The following is a 20,693-nucleotide window of genomic DNA, read 5'->3' on the forward strand; positions in this document are numbered from 1 at the left end:
GAGTCCCCCGACGCCGGATGCCGCGGCCGTCACGACACTGCCCTGTTGGTTTCACGAGCTGCAGGGATGGGAGGCGCTGCGATGTGGACCACCTTGACCCGGCTGAATTCATCCAGGAGTTCGGGGCCGTAGCCAAACCCGTGCCCGCTTACCCCCCGGGGCTGGGCGGCCCCGCCCGGCGCGCCGCCGAACACCTCGTTGACCTTGACGGTCCCCACTGGCAGCGCTGCGACGGCCTGCTGGGCGTGGGCGATGCTGCCGGTCAGCACGGTTGCGGCCAGTCCGTACCGGCCGGCCGCGGCGAGGGCGAGCCCTTCCTCGAAGCTGTCCACCACGCGCACCGGAGCGACCGGGCCGAACGTTTCCTCGGTCATGACTTCCATGGAGTCGGTGCAGTCCACCAGGACCGTGGCCGGGTAGAAGGCGCCTGGCCCGTCCGGAATGGTCCCGCCCTCCATCGCCCGCGCGCCCAACTGCACCGCCTCGGCCACGTGTCGGTGGACCGTGTCCCGCATCCGGATATCCACGAGCGGCGCGAGTGGATGTTCCGTGTTGCGATCCCGGGCCTGCCCGGCGAGCGCCTGGCAGAACTGTTCGGCGATGGACCGGTGGACATAGATCCGCTCCACGGACGTGCAGATCTGCCCGCTGTTGCTGAAAGCCCCGATCGCCGCCTGCTCCGCGGCCCAGCCGGGATCGACGTCGGCATCCACCAGCAGTGGATCGTTCCCGCCGTTTTCCCTGATGACGTACGCGCCCGTCACCGCCGCCGCCCGCGCAATCCGGTCACCGGTCGCGCTGGAGCCCACGTGGGCGAACATATCAACGTCCGGCTCCTGCGTGAGGAGGGTTCCGACGTCGGCCCCTCCCGTGAGCGTCACCAGCACGTTGGGCGGAAAGACCGGCGCCAGCGCCTCCCCCAGCAGCTTTCCCAGGTGGGGGCATCGCTCGCTCGGTTTGTGAATGGCGGTGTTCCCGGTGACCAGGGCAGCCCCGATGAGTCCGCAGGCCACGGCGGCGGGATCGTTCCACGGGGTCAGCAGGACGGCCACCCCTCGGGGCTCGGCGATGGTGTAGTCCGCGGCCAGCACGTTGCCGCGAAGGCTGTGCCCGCGGTGGACTGGCCCCAGTTCCGCGTATTGCTCCAGAGTCGAAACTCCGGCAGCAATGCCTGCCAGGGCCTCCTCCACCGGGCGGCCGGTCTCCTGCGCATTCAGTTCGGCCAGCCCGGCGGCGGCCGCCTCCAGCACCCGGGCGGCCTCGCGCAGCAGCTTGCCCCGCTCCGCCGCGGGCGTCGCCGCCCAGCCGGGCTGGGCAGCGCGGGCAGCCGCCACGGCTCCCGCCACATCATTCGCGCCGGCGACGGAAAGGCTGCCGACAGCGTCCCCTGTTCGCGGGTTCAGGATGGTGAGCACGTCTTCCGCATTGGCCAGCTCGCTGGTCATGGTCGATTGCATGTGGCTCCTCACTGGGGATTGGCCTGGGGCAGCTGGACCTGAGTCCCCGCCCTCTCTGAGGTGATCCGTACCCCGGTATCGACGTGTTTACACACGCCCGGGTACAGGAGTTTCAGAGCTGGCATGACAGGTTTTGTTGAGTCTAGGGACCGGGTTTTCTGAGCTGGCACTACAGTGCCGACGCACCGTAGGGTGGCTCCACATGACCCATCCCGACCTGAGCGCATCCCGACCTCAACGATCCGGAACCGAGAGGGCTGACAACATGGAACTCTTCAACGCCGACTTCGGCGGAGCACGCATCACGGGCCACGGAATCGGCCCGGTCTTGGAGGCCTTCAGCGGTGTTTCCAGCATTGCCGTCCTGCGCGGCGGCGGGCTGGGTGACCTGATGTATGCCCTGCCGGCGGTGGCAGCGCTGAAGGCCGCCTACCCGGAAGCCAGCGTGACCCTGCTGTGCACGCCGGTCCAGGCTGAGCTGCTGTCCCAGACCGTGGGGCCCGCGGATGAGGCCGTGGTTCTGCCGTTTGCCGAAGGGGTCCGCCCGGGGCCGGAAGACCACCACGAACTGGAGCGGTTCTTTGCCGGGATGCGCGCCAGGAACTTTGACCTGGCCGTCCAACTGCACGGCGGCGGCCGGTACTCAAATCCGTTCCTGCTCGGCCTCGGCGCACGCCATACCGTGGGCACCAGAACCCCGGACGCAGCCCCGCTCGAGCGGACCGTGCCTTACGTCTACTACCAGCACGAGCCGCTCCGGGCCCTCGAGGTGGCGGGCTTCGCCGGGGCCCCTCCGCGTGAGCTGGAGGCCCGGCTCCAGGCACTGCCGGAGTTTGGCCGGCAGCTCGCGCAGGAACCGCTGTTGGGGAACGGCGGGCCGGAGCTCAGCAACGACGGATCAGCCAACAGCGGCGGACCACGGCAGGGCCTGCCGTTGGGGAACGCACCCGGGTACGGCCGCGTGCTGGTGATCCATCCGGGCGCCACGGATCTGCGCCGGCGCTGGCCTGCCGAACGCTTCGCCGCGGTGGCCCGGAGGGCCGCCGACGACGGCTTCCGGGTCTTTGTGGTGGGCGACAGCAGCGAAAAGGAGCTGGCCGAGACAGTCGTGGAACTCGCCGTCGAACATTCCCAGGCAGAACACCCTGGGGCCGAACAGGTCAACACAGGGTCCCGGAAAAGCGAGTCCGCTGAAGCCCGTCCGGCCGTCGAGTCACTCGCCGGCAAACTCAGCCTCGGTGAGCTCGCCGCGCTGCTGGCGGCGAGCGCCGTCGTGGTGGCGAACGATAGCGGACCGCGCCACCTGGCCCAGGCCCTGGGGGCGCCAACGGTGGGCATCTACTGGGCCGGCAATGCCATCAACGCCGCGCCGCTGGGCCGCAGCAGGCACCGGGTCCGACTGGGCTGGGTCACGCGCTGTCCGGTGTGCGGCGTGGACGTCACGCAAGTCGGGTGGACGGCTCCACGGTGCCCGCATGACGAGTCCACCGTGAAGGCCATCGAACCGTCTGAGGTTTACGGTGACGTACTCCAGCTCACGGCCATGAGCCCTCTTCCTCATGGCAGATAAGCATCTCGCGGACCTCGCAGCCGGTGGGCTGGGAGAGGACAAACAGAATCGCCTGCGCCACGTTGCCGGGGTCGTTCAGGCGTGAGTCGTCCTGCGGCTTGTACTGCTCGGCGCGGTCGTCGAAGAAGCGGGTCTTCATGCCGCCGGGGATCATGGTGGTCACGCCGACTTCGCCGCCCGTCTCAGCCGCCAGGGAATGGCTGAAGCCCACCACGCCGAATTTTGAGGCGCAGTAGGCGGTGGCCTCGGGCAGTGCCCGTTTGCCCAGCGTGGACGCGATGGTGACCACCCGCCCGCGGGACTCCTTAAGATACGGGAGGGCGGCCCTTACGACGGACACCGTTCCCATCAGGTTGACCCCGATGACGCGTTCCCATTCCTCCGCGGCCACGTCCTCCAGCTTCCCGCACCGGTCGATGCCGGCCGCGGTGACCACGGCATCGAGCCCGTCGAGGGTTTCCGCTGCCTGCTGCACCGCCGCGGTCACGGCAACGCGGTCCGAGACGTCCACTTCGTACGCCTTCGCCGCGGCGACGTTCCGGATGTCCCGGTCCAGCACCACCGGGGTTCCCCCGGCTTTCAGCACGGCGTCGACGACGGCGGCCCCCAGTCCGGAGGCACCGCCGGTTACCAGGACCCGGCCGGGCCGGATAGTCGATTCAGTCATGGTGTTCCTTTCAGTCGGGTCTGATTCAGGATCTTGTTGCAGTTCAGCTGCCCCTGCAGTTCAGCTGACCTTCGCCAGCGCATCCGCGAGGACAGAGGTGGACCGGGCCTGGTGGAACGGCACCGTCACGCAGCGGCCGCCCCAGCTCTCGACCAGCCCGGCTTCGGGCAGCTCCGAGGCGCGGTAGTCGCCGCCCTTTACCCAGACGTCCGGCCGCAGTGTGTCCAGGCAGGCCTCCGGGGTGTCCTCCCCGAAGATTAGGACGGCGTCCACGCATTCGAGGGCCCGCAGAAGTTCTGCCCGGTCCTCCTGGCTCACGATGGGACGCTGCTCGCCTTTGATCCGCCGCACCGACTCGTCCGAGTTAAGGCAGACGACAAGGCAGTCGCCAAGGCCCCTGGCCGCCGCCAGGGTGCGGGCATGGCCGGCGTGCAACAGGTCGAAGCAGCCGCCGGTGGCCACGACGGTTCCGCCGTCGGAGCGCACACTCCGGGCCAGGCCGACGGCGTCTTCCTCGCGGCTGTGGTGCCAGACCGGCCGGTGGCGGTCCGGCAGGGAGGCCACCCCGCCGGCGCCGAGGAAGGCGGCCGCTTCATCGATGGCCAGTTCGGCGGCGTCGCTCAGGCAGCGGCCCTCCGCAAGATGCACGGCCAGGCTGGCCGCGAGCCGGTCACCGGCGCCGCAGGGATCGGTGACCTTGGTGGCAGGGGCCGGAATGGTCACCGCTGCAGTGTGGCGCTGGGACAGCAGGCCACCCAGCTCCCCCATGGTCACGAGAACCGCCTGGCTTTGCCAGCGCTCCAGCAGCGTGGTGCCGAGGGTGCTGCCGACGGCGGCAATCGCCGCAGGCGTTCCGGTGCCGGAATCCGCGGCCCTGGCGGCCTCGGACAGGTTGGGGGTCACCACGGCCACGCCGCGCACCGGGACGGGGCCGGAGGGATGCGGATCCCACACGATCGGAATATCGCCGGCGCGGGCCTCGAGCAGCTCACGGATCTCCGGGTTAGCGGCAACGCCCCTGCCGTAGTCGGCCACGACAATCACTTCGGCCTGGTCCAGTGCCCGGAGCATGCCTGGTGTGGCCGCCGGAACATCCGGCTGCCCGCATCCCTCATCCACCCGCACCACCGGTTGGCGGCCAGCCCGGACCCGGGTCTTCACCGGCGTTCTCGCGCCTGAGGGCCCGGACACCACCCGGACGCCGGCGAGCGCGCCTTCGAGTGCCAGCGAGGCGTCGTCGTCGGATAGAACCGTCACCAGGGTGACGCGGTGGCCGTCGTGGGCCAGCATCCGGGCCACGAGCCCGGCGCCGCCGGCCCGGCGCCGGACATCGGAGACGTCCACCACCGGCACGGGCGCGTCGGGGCACAGCCTGGTTGCTTCACCGGAAAGGTCCACGTCCAGCAGGACGTCGCCCACCACCGTGATCCTCATCCGCGCTCAGCCTCCGGCCCGGGAATGCCCTGGCCCCTGCGGGCCACTTCGGCTTCGAAGGCGCGGCACATCGCGTGCAGCGCAATCAGGTGGCCTTCCTGTGCATTGGCCGAGATGGCATCGATGGCCACGGCATCGTCGCAGCAGGACGCCAGCGGGTTGGGCGCCGGCCCCGTCAGGGCCCACGTGGTCACGTTCAGCCTGGCTGCCGCCTCGGCTGCACGGAGCAGGTTGGGGCTCTGGCCGCTGGTGGACAGCAGCACGAGGATGTCCCCGGACCTGCCGTGGGCGCGGACCTGCCGGGCGAAGAGCTCGGCGTAGCCGTAGTCGTTGGCGATAGCCGTGACTGCTGAACTTTCGGCGTGCAGGGAGATCGCGGAAAAGGGCATCCGCTCGCCGTCGAATCTGCCCACGAGTTCCGCGGTCAGGTGCTGCGCCTCGGCGGCGGACCCGCCGTTCCCGGCGGCCAGCAGCTTCTGCCCGCTGAGCAGGCGCTGGGCCAACTCCATGCCCCAGCCGGCCAGCCTGTCGGCCTGGCTTTCCAGGGACCGCAGGGCGGGCAGGACGTTTTCGAGGTGGGTCCGCACGGCCTGCTGCGAGCCCAGGGCGGCCTCGTGCAGGGCGGCTTGGTGCCCGACGGGGTTCGCAGTGGACAAACCGGGCGGGGCGGCGCCCCGGGGCAAGGCGGGAAGCTCAGCCTCCCGCAGGGATTCCGGCGTCACAGTGCCGCTCCTTCCATCGGTTCCAGGCTGCCGGCGTCCGCAGTTCCGGCGATGGCCAACTGGTAGGCCTTTTCGGTTTCCGCGGCAACCCGGTTCCACGAGTAGCGGGCCTGCGCGCGGCGCTCGCCGGCCTGCCCGAGTTCGGCCCGAAGGTCCGGGCTGGCCAGCAGGGTGCCGACGGCTTCCGCTATGGCTTCGGGGTCCTTCGGCGGCACGTGCAGGCCGGTTCCGCGGTCCACCACGCTGTCCGTCAGGCCGCCCACTGCGGCGGCGACCACCGGAATGCCACAGGCCATCGCCTCCAGGGGAACGATGCCGAAGGGCTCGTACCAGGGAGTGCAGACCACAGCATCCGCGCTGCGGAACATGCCGGGCATGGCCTCCCTGGGCAGCTGGCCCCGGAGCTCCACGTGCTCTGCCACGCCGAGCTCACGGGCAAGGTCCAGGAGCCTGCGTGCCTCCGGATCCTGCCCTTTCGTGTCCGCCCCGCCGCCCACTATGAGCAGCTCGACGTCGTCGAACCCCGCCTGTAGCAGATGCGGCAGCGCGCGGATCACCAGGTCCACGCCCTTGCGCGGAACCAGCCGGCCCACGGAAAGGATCCGGTGGGAACGGGGCGCAGCGGCGGCCGGGCCGCCGCTGGAGAAGAGGTCCAGGTCCACGCCGCAGGGGGCGATGGAGACCCGGCGGGTGTCGATCCCCATGGCCCTCAGTTCGAAGACCTCGTCAGAGCAGGTTGCCACGATGCGGTCCGCCGACCGGCCCACCGACGGTTCAAGGAAGCGCCGCTCGGCGGGGCTCGTGTCGGCTGCGCCCTGGTGGCGGCGCTTGACGGTGCCCAGCGCGTGGAAGGTCTGCACCACGGGCACGCGGAAACCGCCCGGCGCGCGGCGTGCGGCATCCAGCGCGGCGACGCCGGACATCCAGAAGTGGCCGTGCACCACGTGCGGCGGCGAGTCGCCCCAGTCCTGGACCACGCCGTCCGCAAGGGCGGTCATGAAGGGCAACAGATCGTCCTTGGGCACATGTTCGGCCGGGCCGGCGTCCACGTGGACCACCTCGAGCCGGGGATGCACCCGGACCCTCGTCGGCAGGCCGGGCGCGTCACGCCTGGTGTAGACCGTCACCCGGTGGCCGCGCCGGGCCAGTGCCGAGGACAGTGCCGCAACATGGACGTTCTGGCCGCCCGCATCCACTCCTCCAAGCGCTGCCAAAGGACTGGCGTGTTCCGAAATCATTGAGATCTTCAATGGGTATTCCCTTCTCGCGCCGCGGACAGGGCATCCGATCCGGACCCCTTCAAAGCTGCATCCCCCGATGCCACCCCCTCCGAAGACCCTCGGCCCAACCTGCTCTCCTCAGCTGATGGCGCCTGAACTGAACGCGCCCGTTCTGAAGGCGCCGGTTCCGAAGGACCCGGTCGCGCCGGCGCCAGGTCCGCCAGCACCTCATCCCAGTCGGCGAGGAACCGCTCAAGTCCGTAGCGCTCAAGCGCTGCCTCCCGCGCAGCCTTGCCCCGCCGTCGTGCTTCCTCCGGGTCGTTGACCAGCAGCCGGGCACACCGGCGTAGTTCCTCCACGTCGGTGGAGATGCAGCCCGCGTCAGGCGGCACGGCCCGTGCCGCCTCGGTGGCGGCCAGCGCCAGCACCGGCATGCCGAGGTGCATCGCCTCCAGCAGCGCCAGCCCAAGGGAAGTCCAGCGCAATGGGTGCAGGTAAGCCCGGCAGCGTGCCAGTTCCCGGTGGAGCTCCGCGGTCTTCAGGTCACCCCGGACGGTGAGGCGCGGCGAAGGAATGCCGGTGGCCTCGGCCAGGCCGCCGCCGCCCATACCGAAGACCTGGAGCGGGGCCGCGGTGGCGAAGCGGGGCAGCAGGTCCGTGCCCGTTACGCGTCCGCGGCGCACCGGTTCGTTGACCACCACGCCCAACTCGGGAACCTCGCCCGTGTAGAGGTACCCGGGGTCCGCGATGCCGTGCTCGATGACCTTGGTCGGAGCGCGGCCGCTGTCCCAGAACAGCTCATTGAAATGGGTCACGTGGACGATCGGGATGTCGCGCTGCTCCCCGAGCGGATGCACGGTGAAGGGAACATCGCCCTTGGGGGTGTTGTGTTCCACGTACACGGCGGGAAGGTCGACGCCGGGCCGGCGGCCCAGGATGCGTGCCGCCTCCGCGGCTTCCTCCGGCCGCTGGAGCACGACGGCGTCAATACTGCCGGCGTCCAACTCCGCGAGCACCACCTCCCGCGCGGAAGCGGGCCAGTCCCGGCCTGCGCGGCCCAGTCCCCAGGCGCCGCCGCCGGGCAGGACCGGCAACAGGTACTCGTGCCCGCCGCGGACAAAGGCGTCCGTCCACGACCCATGCACGTGCCAGAGCAAAATTCTCATTGTTTCCGGACCTTTCTCCGTGTGCTGAGCGAGGAGACCCCGCTCAACAGGCGTTCCACCGCTTCCACCACCTGCTCCGGCGAAACCGAGCTCAGGCAGGGATGTCCCGGTACCGGACAGATGCGTGCGCGGCTGAGCCGGCACGGCGCGTTCTGGTCTCCCAGCAATTCCAGCGGAACGCCGTAGGGCGCCCAGCGGACGGCCTGCACAACCGGGGAAAACAGGCTCACCACGGGGGTTCCGACGGCGGCGGCCAGGTGGGCGGGTCCCGTGTTTCCCGTGACCACGACGTCCGCGTTGGCCAGGACACCGGACAGGGTGGACAGGTCCGTCCGTCCGCCGAGATCGATGGCGGAGGGACCGGCCACCGTTGCAGTAAGGGCGGTTTCGCCCGGTCCCCCGGTCACCACCACCTTGTGACCTGCACCCTCCAGCAGCTCCACGGCAGCCGCATGATGGAGCGGCGGCCATGCCCGTGCCGGCACCGTTGCCCCGGGATGGACCACCACGTAGGGGCCGTCACCGACGAAGTGGCGCACGCCCGGTGCGTCCTTGACCGTGAGTTTTCCGTCGTCCCCGGCTTTGAGCTGGAAGCCGGCCGCGCGGGCGATGCCCAGCGCCCGCACGGACTCCGGCTGGTCCTCGGGAAAGTCCTCGCCGGGTTTCAGCCGGACGTCCAGGAGTGATCCCGCGTAGTCGGTGGAGGCCCCGGTGATGCGCTCCACGCCCGCCAACCGCAGGAGCAGCGCCAGGGGAAGCGGCGACTGGTGGAAGGACGTCAGGATGACCGCCTCGGTGATGCGGGAGTTCCGGACAAAGCCCACCAGCGAGTCCAGATGCGGGCCGGTCACCTGCGGTGCCGGATTGCTGATCCATGGGGTATCCCAGGCAAAAACGTCGGCCACGTTGGGCAGCAGCGAGGCTGCCGCCTGGCCCTGCGGCGCGCAAAGCACGACGACGTCGTTGGGGCTGCGGCCGTCGGCCCGCCGTCCATTCGCCACGGCCCGGACTGCCGGGCCGGACAGGAGGACGTCACCGACGCTGTCCAGCCGGGCCACCAGGACCTTGCTCATGCCCGCCCCTGAAGCAGCAGTCCCTGAAGCAGCAGGGCAACGGCCTGCTCGAGGTCCGCGGCAACCTCGTGGGCAGCCTTGACCTCTTCGGCTCTGGTCTGAGGAGTGGGAACCAGAATGCCCCTCGCACCGGCCGCTGCGGCCGCCTGAATGTCGCTGCCGATGTCACCGATGAACGCCGCCTCGGACGGGTCGATGCCAAGGCGCCGGCACGCGCTGTGGATCATGCCCGGCGCCGGCTTCCGGCACGGACAACCGTCGCCGGCCCCATGCGGGCAGACTTCCCATACGTCGAAGGGACCCAGCAGGTCCTCCACCCGGGCGTTCACGCTGTCCACCTGCTCCGCAGTCAGGAGGCCGCGGGCAATGCCCGACTGGTTGCTCAGGACGCCGGTGGCCAGGCCCAGGCTGCGCAGTTCGTCGAGTACCCGCCGCGCGCCGGGGCAGGGCTCGACCAGCTGAGGGTCGCCGTTGTACGGCACGTCAACCACGAGTGTCCCGTCCCGGTCGAACAGCACAGCCTTGAGCGTCAAAGCGTTAGTTGCCATACCCCCTCCGTTCCCCGGCCGGCAGAGACCTAAACAACCGGCCGCTGACTTCTTCTCGGCTAGACTCCTCGACAGGCACTCTGGGAGAGCAAACCCGGGGAGGAGAAGGACGGCAGTGGAAGCACCGAACGGCACGCACGAGCAACCGGTCCTGCTGGTCCTGCGTGCCCTGAAGCTGGGCGACCTGCTCGTTGCTGTGCCGGCGCTCCGTGCCCTGCGGCGCGCCTATCCGGAACACCGCCTGCTCTACGCAGCGCAGGGCTGGCTGGAAGACGCACTGGCTCTGGTGGGCGGCTACGAGCTGCTTCCGACCCATGGCCTGGATGTTCCGATTCCCGTCGAGGCAGGCACAGTGGACGTGGCCGTGAACCTGCATGGCAGCGGACCAGAAAGCGAGGCGCGGCTCGCGGCCGTCCGGCCCAGGACGGTCCTCGGGCACCGTACCGCCGAACGGCCCGGCCCGGCCTGGCTGGAGGAAATCCATGAGCGAAAGCGGTGGACCAGGCTGCTGCAGTGGCATGGCATCGACGCAGAACCTGACGATTTCCGGCTCCTGCCGCCTGCTGTTTCCAGCCCCTGTCCCGGCGCCACCGTGCTGCACGTGGGGGCCGCCTACGGCAGCCGGCTGTGGCCCGAGGACCGCTTTGCCGAAGTGGCCCGCACCCTCGCGGCGGATGGTCACCAGTTGGTGTTCACCGGCAGCTCGGCCGAACGGCCGCGGGCGCTGGAGGTTGCACGGCTGGCCGGGCTCCCGGAGGAACACGTTCTGGCGGGGCGGCTGCGGCTGGCCGGGTTCATGGCCGCCATAGCGGAGGCCCGGCTTGTGGTGTCCGCCGACACCGGCGCGGCGCACCTCGCCTCAGCGTATTCGCGGCCTTCAGTGGTGCTTTTCGGTCCCGCCCCGGCCGAGGTCTGGGGGCCGCCGCCGGGACCGCACATCGTGCTGACCGATGCTCAGGCGCGCCGCGGCGACACCTTCGCGGCAACCCCTGATCCCGCCCTGTTGGCGGTTTCGGTGGAGGATGTCCTGGCGGCTGTCGGGCAGCTCCGGCTCGCCTGACCCGCGCTGGCCCGACCGCTGCCAATCACTGGCGCCGCGGGCACTGTCACCGCTTCGCTTGGCGCTGCCTGCCCCTGCCATTTTCGGTGTCAGCGCTCTGGCCCTCCCCGTGCTGGCCCTCCTCGTCGAGCAGCCGGCGCTGCAACCAGACCAGGATCCGGGAAAGCCGCCGGGACACCTGCATCTGGGAAATGCCAAAGCGTTTGCCCAGTTCCACCTGGGTCTCCTCGCGGAAGTACCGCCGGTAAAGCATCTCCCGGTCGTCAGGATCCAGTTCCTGGATCGCCTCATTGAGGCACACGAGTTCCTCGAGGTGCTCAATCGGCTGGTCCGGCGAGACCAATGCCTCGCCCATGCTCGGCCCGCCCCACGGATCGGGGCTGTCCAGGGAGTCGGGATGCATGCTGCTGCCTGCTGCCTGCGCTTCCCGGACCTCAGCCGCGGTAACGCCAAGCGCGGTGGCCAGTTCCTGCGCCGACGGAACGCGGCCCAGCGACTGGGACAGGTCCGGGGCAGTGTGCAGGAGCTGCGTCCGCACATCCTGGATGCGCCGCGGCGGCCGGACGGTCCAGCACCGGTCCCGGAGAAAGCGCTTGAGTTCGCCGCTGATGGTGGGGGCTGCGTACGCCGGGAAGCTTTCGCCCTTCTCCTCATCGAAGCCGCGGGCGGCCTTGACGAGCCCCAGGTAGGCCACCTGCACCAGGTCTGAGCGCTCCCGTCCGCGGGCTGCAAACCGCGAGGCGAGCGACTCCGCCAGGTCCAGGTAGTTGAGTACCAACTGGTTCTGGAAGGCATCGTGCAGCCGCCCCGTTTGGGCGGCGAACGGGACCCTGAACGGCGCTGCCGGCTGGCGGGCTGAGTGGGGTGCTGTATGCACAGGGAAGGACGCGGACAAGGAGGGCGGGGTTTCTGGCATTGTCGTCGGTTCCTTCGATCGGGGGTCGAGAAAGCCTGCGGCAAGACTTAGAAGAAGGAAATCATAAGCGTGCTTATTACACAACGGCTCCGAAACGATAGGGTCGAACGAAGCACCACGGTCACGGCCCGCCGTCCGGCGATCTGACCGGAACTTTCCACGGCAACGGACGGAAGGCATTCCACGTGTATTAGCGTGGCCAGGCTACGCTCCGAAAAGGCGCCGGCGTACCGGCGTCTCCTCCACTCAAACAGCGGCACAGCGTCAGAGCGCTCATGGCCAGTTGCCAGCTCCCGGGCCGCCGGCTACGGGGCGTAAAGGCCGACGGCGGCTACTCGCGCGGGGTGTTCCGCCGCGTATCCGTGGCGGCGTCGGTATCCGGGCGGGCATCAGCGGTGCGCGCATCAGGATTGCGCACGTCGGCGTCATGCACATCGCCGGTTCGTCGGCCAGCGTCCCGCTCACCCGGATCCCGGGCGTCAGCGTTGCGCGCATCGCCGGTCCTGGTGTCGGCAGCCCGAGCATCGTCACGCCCGGCATCTGTGCGTGCATCGTCGCGCCGGTTGCCGTTCGCGTCCACGTCCGGGTCGAGGGCGTCCGCCTTGTATTGGTGCTTCTCGGCGTCCGTCCGCAGGTCCTGCGCAGACGACTGACGCTGCTCCGCCTCCTGGCGAAGACGCGCCGCCTCGACCTGCGCCTTCTCTGCGTCGGCCTTGGCGTGCATGGCCCGGGCTTCGTTTTCGCGCGCCTCAAGGTCGGCGTTCTCCGCCTTCCTGCGGATCTCGGCAGCGTGCTGGCGGTTCTGTTCATCGCGCTTCTGCCGGAACGCCTCCCGGCGCTTGCGGCTGGACATCAGAAGCACCGCAATGAGCGCGATGACGACGATTACAACGACGATCCAAATCCAGGCAGTTGGGTCCACCGCGGATCCACCTCTCTCTTTTCCAGCACGTCATTCTCCGGCAGGTCCGGCCACTTGCACCCGGCGTAACGCTGACGGAGGGCGGCCGATTGAACTAGCGGCAATCAGGGTACTTACGATCTAATAGTAACCATGCTTACTATTTTATGGCGAGTGGTTGCCGGTTGCACTCGGCAACCCCACATGCTGGAGAGGGATCGACCATGACGGAGAACAAACGGCCGCAGGGCGCAAGCGCTCCCCCGCCCGGCGCGCACCGTGGTAGCCACGAACCCAACCCGTTGGCCTCCGGCCAGTTGGCCGAGACCCCGCAATCGGACACCCGGATGGCGGACGATCCGCTGGGTGGGAAGCAACCCGCAGACGACCCGCTGGGGAGCGACCCGCTCACACTGGACCGCCGCAACCCACCCAGGGCGCCCGGACTGTAGGCGGAGGACCAAAAACGACCCGAACCTGAGGCGGCCTAAAGCGCGCCCCGCGAGCCCAAACCCTGATAGCGGGCGGGAAACGATCCGCGACGCCGGAACGCGTCCTGCCCGCGAACGAAAGGATGCTTCATGGCTACGAAAGAAGCCCCGGAAACCAGCACAGCAAAGGCGGCCAGCGCGCCTGCCCCGGATGATGCGCGAAAGCCGGACAGTCCCACGGACGTGGACAAGCCGTCGTGGAAGTACATTTTCCGCAAGACCCTGCGTGAATTCACGGGTGACCAGTGCCCCGACCTCGCCGCCGGGCTTACCTATTACGCGATCTTCTCGCTCTTCCCCGCACTGCTCGCCCTCGTTTCGTTGCTCGGCATCTTTGGACAGGCAGAGAAGACGACGGCGGCGCTCCTGGAAATCGTCCAGGGCATCGCACCCGGGCAGGCGGTGGAGATGATCCGCGCGCCGATCCAGGAGCTCACCACCTCACCGGCTGCCGGCTTCACACTGTTCATTGGTCTCGCGACAGCCCTGTGGTCGGCTTCGGGGTATGTGACCGCGTTCGGCCGGGCGATGAACCGAATTTACGAAATTGATGAGGGCCGGGGCTTCGTCAAGCTGCGCGGCACCATGCTCGGCGTGACGCTGATTTCCCTGATCATCGTTGCGCTGCTCGCCGCAATGCTCGTCATCAGCGGTCCGGTGGCTGAAGCCGTTGGCAATGCCCTGGGGCTGGGCGGAGTGTTCCTGACCGTGTGGAACATCGCCAAGTGGCCGGTGATTGTGGCGCTGGTCATCGTGGTGATCGCCATCCTCTATTACGCCACTCCCAACGTCCGCCAGCCCAAGATCCGATGGATGAGCCTTGGTTCCCTCATCGCCCTGCTGATCTTCGTGGTGGCCTCGGTGGGCTTCGGGTTCTACGTGGGGAACTTCAGCAACTACAACAAGACGTACGGCGCCATCGGCGGCGTGATCGTCATGCTGCTGTGGCTCTGGATCCTGAACATGTCCCTGCTTTTTGGTGCGGAGTTCGACGCCGAGATGGAACGCGGCCGGCAGCTGCAGGCGGGCATCGAAGCCGAGGAAACACTCCAGCTTCCGCCCCGCGACACCAAGAAAAGCGACAAGCTCCAGGAGAAGGAAGAGGAAGACATCCGGCTGGGACGCGAACTGCGCGAGAAATACAGCGACCAGGCCGACGGCCAGGAGCAGAGCGACAGCAAAAGCAGCTGACCCGGGTCAGCTGCTCCGGAGGGCGGCAGCCGTTTCAACACCCAGCGCACGAAGGTAGGCGCCAAAACCGTGGGGCGCCCGGGCGACAGTACGCCCAGAGGTCAGTACACGGGTGGTGTCGGTGGCTGTGACGGCAAAGCCTCTTCGCCGCAGCTGCTCCACCAGGGCGCGGTCCTCGGACGAGCGCAGCGGCGGGAATCCGCCAGCCTGGCGGTATGCCGAGGCGCGCACGCCGAGGTTGGCGCCATAAACATTGGCGTGCCCCTCCTCGAGCGGATGCCGAAGGCGCCAGCTGCGCACAAGCTCGGGATCCATCCCTGCGGAGTCGGGCTCCACGGAACCAAGCACCACGTCCCAGCCGGCATCCGCAATCTCCAGCTGGCGCACAAGCCAGTCCTCGGGAACCCTGGAATCGGCATCGGTATTGGCCAGCCAGGTGCGTTGCAGACGGCCGGTGCCAGCCTCCCCCAGGGCTGCCGCCACACCCGCCGCCCTGCTGGCGCCCGCGTTGCGGAACCTCCGGTGGAGCACCCGGACGCCGGTGCTTGGTCCGGCGCCTGATCCTGCCCACGACCCGGCAAAGCGGTCCGCTATATCCGGCGAACCATCGGTGCAGTGGTCCAGGACAACAGTGATACCCACGGCCATTGCGGGGTGATGCCGCCGCACCGCTTCAGCCGCGGCGCCGAGCGCGTGCAGGGAGGGTCCAAGATGGTGCTCCTCGTCATGGACCGGCATCACCACCTCCACCCGGTTGATCACCGGCCGGAAACTAGCCGGCGTCACGTGCGGCTCCCGGCCTGGAAGAGAGCGCGGCCGCTGGCGCGATGAAGGTTTCGAGGACGAAGTCCCGCTCGCGGTAAAAACCCGCGGGCGGCCACCCGAGCCGGCTCCGTGCCAGCGCGTGCACGGTGTCGCCGTCGAGCTCCCATCCGGAAACCGGATGCCTCCAGTGGCAGAGCAGCAGCGTTCCGCCCGGCATGAGGGACTCGGAGATCCGGGTGAAGAGCTCGTCCAGTTCGGCCGCCGCGAGGTAGTAGCCCATCTCGGAGACCACGATCAGGTCAAAGCTGCCCTCCGGCCACTGTTCCGGCAGGGTCAGCTGCATGGCTTCAGCGCCCGGGTGCCGGGCGAGCCGTTCGGCGGCCCGCGCCACGGCGGTGCCGCTGGCGTCCACGGCCAGGAACCTCCCGCAGCGCTGTGCCAGCTCCGCACCCAGGGTGCCGATCGAGCAGCCGGCCTCCAGTCCGGCGTCGTACTTCTGTTCAGGGAGCGCGGCGAGCGTCAGGCTGCGCTTGCGCTGCTCATACCAGCTGTCCTGGTACCTCCAGGGATCCTCGGCGCCGCGGTGCAGGTCGTCAAAGACGGCCTCGGCGTCCCGGGCGCCCCGCCTTCCGGTCACCGGCGGGTGCCAGGCGAAGACCTCAAAGGGCCGGGAGAAGTGGGCAAGAAACTGCTCTGACAGCAGCGCCTCGTCGCCAGGGCGGTCAGAGAGCGGCTGCAACTGGGAGGCATGGGCGTGCAGGGCCGCACGCTTGGTCCGCTGTTCACCGAAGCTCAGGGGCAGCCGCACCCAGTTCCGCCAGGCGCTGTCCCCAGGCGTGGCCCACAGCCAGTACCAGATGGGATATTCCAGCAGCCCGTGACTTCCGGCTGCGGCGGCTTCCGCCGCCACGGATCCCAGGGTGTCGTGGTCGATGTGCCCGTCCGCGCGGTACGGGGCAACAATGACCACATCCCGATTTCCAATGACGTCCGCCAGGCGTTCGGCAATTATGGCGCGGTGCTGGGCCAGCCCGCTGTCCGGCAGGTTCAGGAACTGCCAGCTCTCAGCCAGCCCGAACGCGGCCATGGCGGCTGCGAACTCTTCCAGGCGGACGGCGGCAAGCTGCTCCGGGGTGGTGGTGGACGACCCCGGGTGGGACGCCTCCCCCGCCGAACACAGGAGCACCTCAACGTGTGCACCGGAGGACGCGAGGCGGGCAAGCAGCCCTCCGGCGCCGAGGGATTCGTCGTCCGGGTGGGCCACCAGGACAACGAACTCCGTCCCTGACAGCTCGGCGGAATCCAGCGGCAGTTCGCCGACCGTGCCAAGGCCGCTGGCTGCCCATGCATCTTCATGCGTGCCGGCATCCGCGTGCGAGAACGTCACCACGCGTGCTCCCCCTTGAGGGTGAGCACGCCCAGCTGGGCGTCGTCACGCGTGGCATGGTGCTGCCGCACGTAGAGGGACAGGTCAGCCATGCACTTGCCGTACCGTTCATCGAAGGCCAGGGGTCCGGGGCCCAGGTTCTGGCTCACCAGGAGCTGAACGCGTTCGACGGCGGCGGCAACAGTTCCCCGGACACGCAGCGCCTCGCTCCACCCGCCAACGGCACCGCTGAGCTGGACCGCACCTTCGGTGCTGGGCTCGCCGGCGGCCCCTTCCGGGCCGGATTCCGGGCCCGCCTGGGCGGCGCCGGTCTGGGCGGCGCCGGCCCGGGCAGCGTCCACGGCGTCAGCTGCGCGGGCGAGATACTGGCTGGTGGACGTCAGGATCCGGTCCACTTCGCCAAGGGCGGCGAGCGCTACCTGGTCGGGCTCGCGTTGTGACCTGGCGCCCCGCAGCAGCGCGGCTTCGAACAGCCGGCCGAGTGCCACGGCGCCGCCCAGCCAGCACGCGGCAACGCCCATGCCGCCCCACGCAAAGCCGGGTCGCTGGAAGTACCACCCGTCGCCGCCGAGCGGTACAGCCGGTACCCGGTCAAAGTGGACTGTTCCGCTGGGAATTTCGCGCAGTCCGCGGCTGGTCCATTCCGGCACGTCACACGTGACGCCGGCGGCCCTCAGGTCGACGGCAAAAGCGGCCCGGCCGCCCGTTTCGGCGTGCGCGGTCACCACGGCATGATCCACAAACTGGGCCAGCGAGCACCAGGGCTTGGAGCCGGTCAGCTGTACAGCGGACGGTGATGCTGGCGCGGCCGTTAGCCGCGTGCCCGCGGCCTCGGCTGCGTACACTCCCCACGATCCGGTAAATGTTTCCGGTGTTCCCGCCTGGGACAGGATGGCGCCGGCATCCAGATGCGGCTCCAGGACCCTGGCGGCGGCCACGTCCACCGCTGCCACGGACGCCAGCAGTTCCCACAGCTGCACAGTCCGCCCGTCACCGGGCTTCGGCGCGGAACGGCCGGCCTGCTGGGCGATGGCCAGCAGCGCCGGGACGTCCCCCACGGCCGAGGCAACCCGGTCCAGCAGCTGCTGAACGTTTAGTTCAGGTTCGGCGTCAAGCCCAGGTCCGGTTTCCGGCACAGGTTCGACGCCGGTCTTCCCGGCCGGCGTCGGGCCGAATCGGACGGGCTGCCACTGACGGTGCGAAGTGTTCATGCGGCGTCCACTGACTGTCGGGGGCGGGGCCGGGTCATGGCCGTGCTATCCCTGTTCCGGTGCGGTCACGGACGCCGAGGCGGGCATCACTTCCGCGTTCACCATCCAGGCCAGCTGTTCCAGCCGGGTGATGGCCTCGTGCAGGAGGTCCGCGCTCGTGGGATCTTCTTCATCGACCTCATCGCGGACATCGCGGATGGTCTTGACCGTTTGTTCCAGTCTCGCGGTGATGAGCTTGGCGGTGTCCTTGGTGACGGTCAGGCCGGCAGGATACGGGTCCAGCCCGGTGCCGGACGAGACAGTGGCGCTGCGGCCGTCCGGAAGTGCATGCAGCGAACGCATGCGCTCAGCGGTCTGGTCGGCGAGCAGCCGCGCACTGTCCACGATTTCGTCCAGCTGCAGATGCAGGTCGCGGAAGTTGGTGCCCACCAGGTTCCAGTGTGCCTGCTTGCCTTGGACGTGCAGCTCAATCAGGTCGGTGAGGACCTTCTGGAGATTGCCGGCCAGAGTCTCGGATGCCTTCATGTCTTCCTCCGCTGCCGTCACCGATGCTTCTACGTGCCTGGCCGGCCGGGCAGCCCGCCAGGATGATTCCCAGCATACTTACCTTTTGCCTTCGGGTAAGGGACTTAGCGCTGCATCAACGGCCGACGGGCCACAGCACTGTGGCCCGCAGCGATTCCAGCGGCACGCTCCCGTAGGTGCGTGAATCGATGGAGCCCGCCCGGTTGTCACCCAGGACGAAGAGGTGGCCGGCGGGCACCGTAACCGGACCAAAGTAGGTGCCGTCGATGCGGCTGTGATCGATCCCCGGCTCGGCCTGCGGAACCCCGTCCACCACCAGCACCGAGTCCTCGATGGCAACGGTCTGGCCGGCGAAGGCAACGGCCCGCTTCACAGCAGGGTTCCCGTCCTCCGGGCTCGTGAACACCACCAGGTCTCCGGTTCTGAGGGTTCCCAGCGCCGGCCCCGGTTTGAACATCAGCACCGTGCTGCCCTTGGGCAGTGCCGGTTCCATGCTTTCGGAGCTGACCGTCACGGGCTCCACCAGCCACAGGCGGGAGGCGAGCAGACCGGCGGCCACCAGCACCGCCGTCGTAATTGTTCTCCCCCGAAAACCCTGCCGGGCGGACCCGGCAGGGTTCTGGGTGACGGCTCTGCCCTCAGGGACTGCCCCGGATTTTGGGGTCGCCCTGTGCGCCGCTAGCCGTCCCATTGGGGCAGCGCCGCCGTCATGGGGTCGTTGGGATCGTTGTCGGTTTCCTTCAGCCCTACCCGGAACTGAACCATCATGTCGTGGTCCTCGTGGGGCAGGTTGTGGCAGTGCACCATGTAGCGGCCGCGGTGCGGACCGAACTTCATGAGCAGTCGGACCGTCTCGCCCTCGCCCACATAGACGACGTCCTTGGGCCCGAGTTCCTGCGGAAACGGTGCCTTGCCGTTGCGGCTCAGGATCTTGAAGTCCACGAGGTGGATATGCACGGGGTGGAACCAGCCGCCGGACCTGTTCTCGATTTCCCAGACCTCGACGGCGTCCAGGTCCACCTCCGCGGCCACTTTCTTGTAGCCGCTGGCAATGACGTCCTGCCAGCTGTCGTCGTCGATGGTCCACATGTTGGTGACGTCGTTCCGCTTGACCCGGAACTTCCGGACCTTGGTGGCCCGCTTCTCGGTCAACGCCATGACCTCGTTCGCGGGCGCCAGCTGGACGGGAACCGTGTTCCAGGTGGGGTCGCTGGTGTTGACGGGCTCGTCCGTGACGTCGAAGGCCATGACCTTGCCGGTGAAGTCGTAGTCAACGTTGTTCGGGTTGGACAGGTTGCGCAACTCGATCCGCTGGCCGGTCTTGTACTTGCGGAAATCGATGAGCACCTCGTACCGCTCTGCCCCGCCGTGCCGGTAGTTCGCCACCTTTTGCGCCGTGGGAATCAGGCCGCCGTCGGTGCCCACGATGATGAGCGGATCCCCGGTGCTCAGCGTGAGCCGCACGGACCGGGAAATGCTGCAGTTCAGGACCCGGAAACGGTAGATACGCTTTTGCACCTTCATGACCGGCCAGGGCTTGCCGTTGACCAGGATGACGTCACCCCACAGGCCAGAGTGCGTGTTGTCGTCATAGCCCAGTGCGCCGTTCGCGGCGAACATCGCATCGGAAATGATGAGCGGTACGTCGAAGTCGCCCTGCGGGAGCAGCTGCCGTTCCAGCGGATCGTGCATGTGGTACTGCGCGGCCAGGCCGGAGTAGGCATTCTGCGCGGTGAAGTGCACCCCGTGGTCGTGGTACCAGAGCGTGCGGGCCGGCTGGAAGTTCGGATAGTGGTAGTCCTTGAAGAAGCCAGGGTGGGTCACGTCACTGGCGTATCCGTCGAACTGGGGCAGCGAGGCTGAACCGTGCAGATGCGTGGACGTGGAGAGCACGTGACCGTCGTTCGGATGCGTTGCGGGAAGCTGGTTCCGGACCCGGACCACCGCCTTGGTGCCCTGGTCCAGGCTGATCGTGGGACCGGGAAAAATCCCGTTGTAGCCCAGGATCGGTGTTTGGAGCCGCGGCAGGATGGACGCCATGGCTGCCTTCTCGGTCAGGGTGTAGTAGTTGACGGGCTTGCCGTCGGCGGGGTCCACCTCCACCTTGTCCGGAGCCAGAACCGGCGGCTTCACGAACGCCGACTGAAACAGTTTGGGCATCTCTGCGCTGCTCAGCCTGCTGGCAGACTTGGCCTCCACCTCGCCCCGCGGGAGCGAAAGGGCGCCTGCTCCAACAACGCCGAGGCCACCCAGTAGCAGGACATTTCGTCTGGACACGGTCATTACCGGGCCTCCTTTCGATAGGGATGGTTCGAGACCAAATGGGATAGTTCGAGGATGTCCCGGCCTACTTGGAAAAAGCCGGATCAGGCTGGGAGCAGTGGGGGTT

At 68.6% G+C, this 20,693-nt stretch carries 20 protein-coding genes; 4 read left to right on the forward strand and 16 right to left on the reverse strand.

Features of this window, described 5'->3' with window-relative positions; genetic code table 11:
- Nucleotides 1-29 precede the first annotated feature (29 nt).
- The gene (locus ACFRAU_RS00480; protein WP_377998331.1) at nt 30-1,457 is read right to left on the reverse strand and encodes an aldehyde dehydrogenase family protein; all 1,428 of its coding nucleotides are present in this window, start codon (nt 1,455-1,457) and stop codon (nt 30-32) included.
- A gap of 265 nt (nt 1,458-1,722) precedes the next feature.
- On the opposite strand from ACFRAU_RS00480, the gene ACFRAU_RS00485 reads away from it, so the two are divergent.
- Nucleotides 1,723-3,027, forward strand: coding sequence for a glycosyltransferase family 9 protein (locus ACFRAU_RS00485; RefSeq protein ID WP_377998332.1), 1,305 nt, complete (start codon nt 1,723-1,725; stop codon nt 3,025-3,027).
- Here ACFRAU_RS00485 and ACFRAU_RS00490 read toward each other — a convergent pair.
- The 7 genes from ACFRAU_RS00490 to ACFRAU_RS00520 are packed head-to-tail and all read right to left on the reverse strand — an operon-like array spanning nt 2,993 to nt 9,857.
- Entirely contained in the window at nt 2,993-3,694 is a 702-nt protein-coding gene (locus ACFRAU_RS00490; protein WP_377993884.1) for an SDR family oxidoreductase, read from the reverse strand. The two genes, ACFRAU_RS00485 and ACFRAU_RS00490, sit on opposite strands and share 35 nt — an antisense overlap.
- 60 nt (nt 3,695-3,754) lie before the next feature.
- Nucleotides 3,755-5,128: a PfkB family carbohydrate kinase gene (locus ACFRAU_RS00495; RefSeq protein ID WP_377998334.1), complete on the reverse strand. Its 1,374-nt coding sequence runs from the start codon at nt 5,126-5,128 to the stop codon at nt 3,755-3,757.
- Entirely contained in the window at nt 5,125-5,850 is a 726-nt protein-coding gene (locus ACFRAU_RS00500) for an SIS domain-containing protein (protein ID WP_377998335.1), read from the reverse strand. The genes ACFRAU_RS00495 and ACFRAU_RS00500 overlap by 4 nt, the downstream gene beginning before the upstream one ends.
- The gene (locus ACFRAU_RS00505) at nt 5,847-7,100 is read right to left on the reverse strand and encodes a glycosyltransferase (RefSeq protein WP_377998337.1); all 1,254 of its coding nucleotides are present in this window, start codon (nt 7,098-7,100) and stop codon (nt 5,847-5,849) included. The genes ACFRAU_RS00500 and ACFRAU_RS00505 overlap by 4 nt, the downstream gene beginning before the upstream one ends.
- Entirely contained in the window at nt 7,097-8,236 is a 1,140-nt protein-coding gene (locus ACFRAU_RS00510) for a glycosyltransferase (protein WP_377998338.1), read from the reverse strand. Before ACFRAU_RS00510 ends, ACFRAU_RS00505 begins: the two co-directional genes overlap by 4 nt.
- Complete coding sequence (locus ACFRAU_RS00515; RefSeq protein WP_377998340.1) at nt 8,233-9,309, reverse strand: glycosyltransferase family 9 protein; 1,077 nt, start codon at nt 9,307-9,309, stop codon at nt 8,233-8,235. Before ACFRAU_RS00515 ends, ACFRAU_RS00510 begins: the two co-directional genes overlap by 4 nt.
- Nucleotides 9,306-9,857 (reverse strand): D-glycero-alpha-D-manno-heptose-1,7-bisphosphate 7-phosphatase, encoded by a 552-nt coding sequence (locus tag ACFRAU_RS00520; RefSeq protein WP_377998341.1) that lies wholly within the window; start codon nt 9,855-9,857, stop codon nt 9,306-9,308. Before ACFRAU_RS00520 ends, ACFRAU_RS00515 begins: the two co-directional genes overlap by 4 nt.
- A gap of 115 nt (nt 9,858-9,972) precedes the next feature.
- On the opposite strand from ACFRAU_RS00520, the gene ACFRAU_RS00525 reads away from it, so the two are divergent.
- Nucleotides 9,973-10,917, forward strand: coding sequence for a glycosyltransferase family 9 protein (locus ACFRAU_RS00525; protein ID WP_377993891.1), 945 nt, complete (start codon nt 9,973-9,975; stop codon nt 10,915-10,917).
- Between the two features lie 46 nt (nt 10,918-10,963).
- On the opposite strand, the gene ACFRAU_RS00530 is transcribed toward ACFRAU_RS00525, so the two are convergent.
- Both ACFRAU_RS00530 and ACFRAU_RS00535 read right to left on the reverse strand, forming a co-directional pair.
- The gene (locus ACFRAU_RS00530) at nt 10,964-11,833 is read right to left on the reverse strand and encodes a sigma-70 family RNA polymerase sigma factor (RefSeq protein ID WP_377993892.1); all 870 of its coding nucleotides are present in this window, start codon (nt 11,831-11,833) and stop codon (nt 10,964-10,966) included.
- Between the two features lie 331 nt (nt 11,834-12,164).
- Nucleotides 12,165-12,755, reverse strand: a complete 591-nt coding sequence (locus ACFRAU_RS00535; RefSeq protein ID WP_377998343.1) for a hypothetical protein — start codon at nt 12,753-12,755, stop codon at nt 12,165-12,167.
- A 203-nt stretch (nt 12,756-12,958) separates the two neighbouring features.
- Here ACFRAU_RS00535 and ACFRAU_RS00540 point away from each other — a divergent pair, with 203 nt between their 5' ends.
- On the forward strand, nt 12,959-13,186 hold the full coding sequence (locus tag ACFRAU_RS00540) for a hypothetical protein (protein ID WP_377998345.1): 228 nt from the start codon (nt 12,959-12,961) through the stop codon (nt 13,184-13,186).
- Between the two features lie 129 nt (nt 13,187-13,315).
- Nucleotides 13,316-14,416 carry a YihY/virulence factor BrkB family protein gene (locus ACFRAU_RS00545; protein WP_377993894.1) on the forward strand — a complete coding sequence of 367 codons (1,101 nt, stop codon included), beginning with the start codon at nt 13,316-13,318 and terminating at the stop codon, nt 14,414-14,416.
- 6 nt (nt 14,417-14,422) lie between these two features.
- Here ACFRAU_RS00545 and ACFRAU_RS00550 read toward each other — a convergent pair whose 3' ends face one another.
- From ACFRAU_RS00550 to ACFRAU_RS00575, 6 genes are all read right to left on the reverse strand, one after another.
- Nucleotides 14,423-15,202, reverse strand: a complete 780-nt coding sequence (locus ACFRAU_RS00550) for a glycosyltransferase (protein WP_377998346.1) — start codon at nt 15,200-15,202, stop codon at nt 14,423-14,425.
- Nucleotides 15,189-16,571 (reverse strand): PIG-L family deacetylase, encoded by a 1,383-nt coding sequence (locus tag ACFRAU_RS00555; protein ID WP_377998347.1) that lies wholly within the window; start codon nt 16,569-16,571, stop codon nt 15,189-15,191. Before ACFRAU_RS00555 ends, ACFRAU_RS00550 begins: the two co-directional genes overlap by 14 nt.
- On the reverse strand, nt 16,565-17,779 hold the full coding sequence (locus ACFRAU_RS00560) for a hypothetical protein (RefSeq protein WP_377998349.1): 1,215 nt from the start codon (nt 17,777-17,779) through the stop codon (nt 16,565-16,567). Before ACFRAU_RS00560 ends, ACFRAU_RS00555 begins: the two co-directional genes overlap by 7 nt.
- 45 nt (nt 17,780-17,824) lie before the next feature.
- Complete coding sequence (locus ACFRAU_RS00565; RefSeq protein ID WP_377998573.1) at nt 17,825-18,304, reverse strand: Dps family protein; 480 nt, start codon at nt 18,302-18,304, stop codon at nt 17,825-17,827.
- 115 nt (nt 18,305-18,419) lie between these two features.
- Nucleotides 18,420-18,869, reverse strand: coding sequence for a signal peptidase I (gene lepB, locus ACFRAU_RS00570; RefSeq protein WP_377998350.1), 450 nt, complete (start codon nt 18,867-18,869; stop codon nt 18,420-18,422).
- Nucleotides 18,870-18,982: 113 nt separating this feature from the next.
- Nucleotides 18,983-20,587: a multicopper oxidase family protein gene (locus ACFRAU_RS00575; protein WP_377998351.1), complete on the reverse strand. Its 1,605-nt coding sequence runs from the start codon at nt 20,585-20,587 to the stop codon at nt 18,983-18,985.
- Between the last annotated feature and the right edge of the window lie 106 nt (nt 20,588-20,693).

Origin of the sequence: Arthrobacter sp. NPDC056691, assembly GCF_042791415.1 — a bacterium.
In the GTDB taxonomy this organism is placed as follows: domain Bacteria; phylum Actinomycetota; class Actinomycetes; order Actinomycetales; family Micrococcaceae; genus Arthrobacter.

Bases quoted from the DNA above. Each gene is read 5' to 3' on its own strand.
- ACFRAU_RS00480 (WP_377998331.1), bottom strand. From the start codon at position 1,457: ATGCAATCGACCATGACCAGCGAGCTGGCCAATGCGGAAGACGTGCTC.
- ACFRAU_RS00485 (WP_377998332.1), top strand. From the start codon at position 1,723: ATGGAACTCTTCAACGCCGACTTCGGCGGAGCACGCATCACGGGCCAC.
- ACFRAU_RS00490 (WP_377993884.1), bottom strand. From the start codon at position 3,694: ATGACTGAATCGACTATCCGGCCCGGCCGGGTCCTGGTAACCGGCGGT.
- ACFRAU_RS00495 (WP_377998334.1), bottom strand. From the start codon at position 5,128: ATGAGGATCACGGTGGTGGGCGACGTCCTGCTGGACGTGGACCTTTCC.
- ACFRAU_RS00510 (WP_377998338.1), bottom strand. From the start codon at position 8,236: ATGAGAATTTTGCTCTGGCACGTGCATGGGTCGTGGACGGACGCCTTT.
- ACFRAU_RS00515 (WP_377998340.1), bottom strand. From the start codon at position 9,309: ATGAGCAAGGTCCTGGTGGCCCGGCTGGACAGCGTCGGTGACGTCCTC.
- ACFRAU_RS00520 (WP_377998341.1), bottom strand. From the start codon at position 9,857: ATGGCAACTAACGCTTTGACGCTCAAGGCTGTGCTGTTCGACCGGGAC.
- ACFRAU_RS00530 (WP_377993892.1), bottom strand. From the start codon at position 11,833: ATGCCAGAAACCCCGCCCTCCTTGTCCGCGTCCTTCCCTGTGCATACA.
- ACFRAU_RS00540 (WP_377998345.1), top strand. From the start codon at position 12,959: ATGACGGAGAACAAACGGCCGCAGGGCGCAAGCGCTCCCCCGCCCGGC.
- ACFRAU_RS00545 (WP_377993894.1), top strand. From the start codon at position 13,316: ATGGCTACGAAAGAAGCCCCGGAAACCAGCACAGCAAAGGCGGCCAGC.
- ACFRAU_RS00560 (WP_377998349.1), bottom strand. From the start codon at position 17,779: ATGAACACTTCGCACCGTCAGTGGCAGCCCGTCCGATTCGGCCCGACG.
- ACFRAU_RS00565 (WP_377998573.1), bottom strand. From the start codon at position 18,304: ATGAAGGCATCCGAGACTCTGGCCGGCAATCTCCAGAAGGTCCTCACC.
- ACFRAU_RS00575 (WP_377998351.1), bottom strand. From the start codon at position 20,587: ATGACCGTGTCCAGACGAAATGTCCTGCTACTGGGTGGCCTCGGCGTT.